Genomic DNA, 3353 nt, shown 5'->3' with positions numbered 1-3353 from the left:
GACAATCACCGTGTAACGGCCGGATTCGATGGTCGCGCAGAGGGATTCGAGATCCGAGTGGGTCAGGGTGTGGGCGTTGTCGATGATCAGGGCCGGGCGCGGTGTGCGCGGATGTGCACCGTCGGGGCGGTGGATCGGATGCGCTCCGTTACCGGTGCGCTGGATGATGTCGGGCTTCTCCGCGGTTCGGGTTCCGTGGCCGTCACCGGTGGCGTTGGCCGCGCCGATGGTATGCGAATCGTCGTGGTCGGGGTGCCGCCCGTCGGCGCGGTGGGCGTCTGCCGTCGCATGCGCCCCGTTGCCCGAATTAGCTTGCACTGCAAGGTATTCGGGCACTGCAGGATCGTCTCGGAACGGGATGCCGTGGGCGCGCAGGCGGGCCCGGATCACCGAGAGGAGGGTGGATTTGCCGGAGCCGGAGCGGCCCCTGATCAGATAGACGACCGGTTCCCGGTCCGCGGAGTCCAATTCGCGGAAGATCTCGCGTGCGCAGGGCAGCGTGTCGAAGGCGATATCACCCATCATCTGCCTCCGGGAATCTTGGGCAGTGCGGGTACGACGGTGTCCTCGACCACGCCGAGGGGATTGGTGAACGGCGGCACGGTCGGGATCTGGACCTGCGTCTGCGGGGCTGGTTGCGTCTGCGGGGCTGGTTGCGATTGTGGTGCGGGTTGGGTTTGCGTTGCTGGCGTCTGCGCCGCCGGCTGCGTGGCCGGTTGGCCGGGAGCCGGTTGGCTCTGGGTGGTCTGGCCGTCGGCGGACTCGCCTGCGACGGGTTGGCTGCCCACCACCGCGACGGTGCTCGTCGCGGCGGAATCTGGTTGTCCCGCAGTGGGTTTCGGGTTCGGACTACCAACGGGCGAATCCTTCGCCGATGTCGTCGCCGAGCCGGTGGGATTGCCGTCACTGGTCGCCGCGACGACCGATGCGCCCGGCGTTGTCGTCGGATCCGAACTCGCCGGTGAGGTCGGACCGGGCTGCGCGCCGGTGCCGATGGCGACGGTGCCGGTCGCGAGTGCGCCGAGCACCAGTGCCGCACCCGCGATGATGGCGGCGCGCTGGCGGCCGCTGAGCCTGCGGCGGGGCCGGTCGCTCGTGCCCGGCAGGGTCTTTTTGGGCACGGTGTCATCGTGGGAAAGGCCGCCGCTTGCCGCTGCAGTTCTGGTCACGCGCGCGCTGTTCGCGGACTTTTCGACCGGCCGCGGCACGGTGGGCAGTTCCTCGGTTTTCGCGTTGTTGCCCATGGCTGCGACCGGGGTGCGATCCACGGTGACGGACATCAAGTCCGCGGCCAGTTCGGCGGCGCCGAGCGCGCTGGTGAGCCGCGGTTGCGGCGCCGCAACCACGGGGAGGGCGAATTCGGTGGAGATCAACTCGGCCACCAGCGGGATCGCACCGCCGCCGCCGGTGAGCAGCACCCGGCCGATATTGCCGATATCGAGTCCAGCGCGATGTACCGCGTCACGGATGAGATCGAGTGAGGTCAGTAAGGGCCCGCGCAGTAGGTCCTCGAGTTCGTCGCGGACCAGCCGGATGTTTTCGGCGTGGTGATCGTCGGGGTTCAAACGGACCGGGACAACTGTCGCGGTATTTGTGGAAAGCTCTTCTTTCGCATATCGGCAGCGATCGCGCAATGCCGACAATTCCCGTTCCACCACCGGATCGAACGGATCGAAATCATTTCCACGCAAGGCATTAGCCAGGACATAGCGCATGGTCAACAGATCGAATTCGGCACCGGCGACATCGGTGGTGCGCAATGGCGCGCCGAGTACGGCCGCCTGCGCGCCGGTGCGGACCACCGAGACGGTGAGGCCGGAAGCGCCGAGGTCGTATACGACAACCGTGCCGTCGCCGAGCGGGCCGTGCGCGGCCTCCAGCCAGCGCACCGACGCGGTCGGCTCCGGAACCAAGGTCACCTCGCGCAGGCCCGCGCGATCCAGCGCGGCCCGCTGCACGTCGACGGTATGTCGCGACCACCACGCCGGATGGCAGGCGACCATGGAGTGCGCGGCGCCGGCCCCGATCTCATCGATCAGACAGCCGACGGCGGTGGCCACGAGATCCGCTGCGGAGTGGGCGGTTCCGTCCTCGGCGAGGATGTCCACCGGATCGCCGACCCGGGCGAGGAAGCCCTCGAGTACAACGTCACTGGAGTGCCTGCCGGTGGGGCGAGCGCCGCTTCCGAACGCGGGCGCCGCCTGCGGAGCGAGGCGCAACACACTCGGATGGGTGATGACAGTGTCGCCGGAGTGACCCCTGTCATAGTCGCTGCCGTCCCCCGGGGTCGCCACGGCGACCGAATTCGACGCTCCGACAGTGATGCCGAGCGCCAGACGCTCTGTCATTCGAGAACCCCGTTCGAAAACTGTGTGGCCCGGTAGTCGCTGTTGTATAGACGGGAAGGCGTAGTGGACCTGCCAGCCGCAACACTTCTGTCGGTTGCTGGGCATCAGCCGTTACTCAGTCGGGGAAGGTGCGGGGAAATTCCCCTAATGGTTCGGGGGTCCCTAACGGGAACGTGCGGTTCGTAGTAGGGGTGCGCCCCGTTTCGTAGTAACGCTGGGCGTCCCTAGCGTGAAAAGCATTCCAACGACTGCGGATCGCGAGGGTCCGCTCATCCAGGAGATGATTTCGATGACACCCAACGCGATTCTGGAGTTCATTCTCAACCTGCTCCGCGACCACGAGGCCGCGGTGGGTTATTGCGCCAATCCCGGCCAGGCGCTGGCAGCTGCCGGTTTGCCCGCCGTGACGCCGGAGGATATCGCCGCCGTCGCCCCCATGGTCGCCGAATCGGCGCTGATCGCGGGCGGGTCACAGTTGTCGGCGATCGTGGCGGCCGGTGGCGCCGGTGCCGCCGATGCCGGTGCCGCCGCCAGCGCCAATACCGCCGCCGCGGTTGGACTCGGTGCGGCCGCCGACGCGGGCGTGGACCTCGGCACCGATATCGACCTCGGCGTGGACCTCGGCCTCGGTGTCGGCACCGGGCTCGACCTGGGTGCCGGGCTCAACGGCGCGATCGGCGCGGGCCTGCAGGCCGGAGCCGACCTCGGCGCCGGTCTCGGCAGTATTGTCGGCGCGGGCGCGGATCTGACCGCCGGCCTGGGCGGCGCCATCGGCGCCGGTGTGCAGGCCGTGACGGGGCTCGGCGGCGCGCTGGGTGGCGCGCTCGGCGCGGGAGCGCAGGCCGGAGCCGATCTCACCACCGGTCTGGAGGGTGCGCTCGGTGCCGGAGCGCAGGTCGGCGCGGGTCTGGAGGGGGCTCTCGGCGCGGGCCTGAACGGCGGCGCGCAAGTGATTTCGGGCTTGGAGACGGGTCTCGGTGGCGCAGTCGGCGCGGGTCGCCGATC

Annotated in this window: 3 protein-coding genes; 1 reads left to right on the top strand and 2 read right to left on the bottom strand. The window is 69.0% G+C overall.

From position 1 onward, the window contains the following. On the bottom strand, nucleotides 1–525 hold a 525-nt coding region (locus tag ON44_RS31830), incomplete at its 3' end, for an ATP-binding protein (RefSeq protein WP_169338116.1). Continuing rightward, the gene (locus tag ON44_RS31825) at nucleotides 522–2348 is read right to left on the bottom strand and encodes an Hsp70 family protein (protein ID WP_051182668.1); all 1827 of its coding nucleotides are present in this window, start codon (nucleotides 2346–2348) and stop codon (nucleotides 522–524) included. The genes ON44_RS31830 and ON44_RS31825, both read right to left, overlap by 4 nt. Before the next feature lie 289 nt (nucleotides 2349–2637). Between ON44_RS31825 and ON44_RS47170 the strand changes: the two genes are divergently transcribed. Next, the coding region (locus ON44_RS47170) for an IniB N-terminal domain-containing protein (RefSeq protein WP_218007662.1) at nucleotides 2638–3353 on the top strand (716 nt) is incomplete at its 3' end.

It is taken from the genome of Nocardia vinacea NBRC 16497, from assembly GCF_000308835.1.
In the GTDB taxonomy this organism is placed as follows: Bacteria; Actinomycetota; Actinomycetes; order Mycobacteriales; family Mycobacteriaceae; genus Nocardia; species Nocardia vinacea.
The sequence above is the reverse complement of the archived record's forward strand: the minus strand, read 5'-3'. Positions and strand labels throughout refer to the sequence as shown.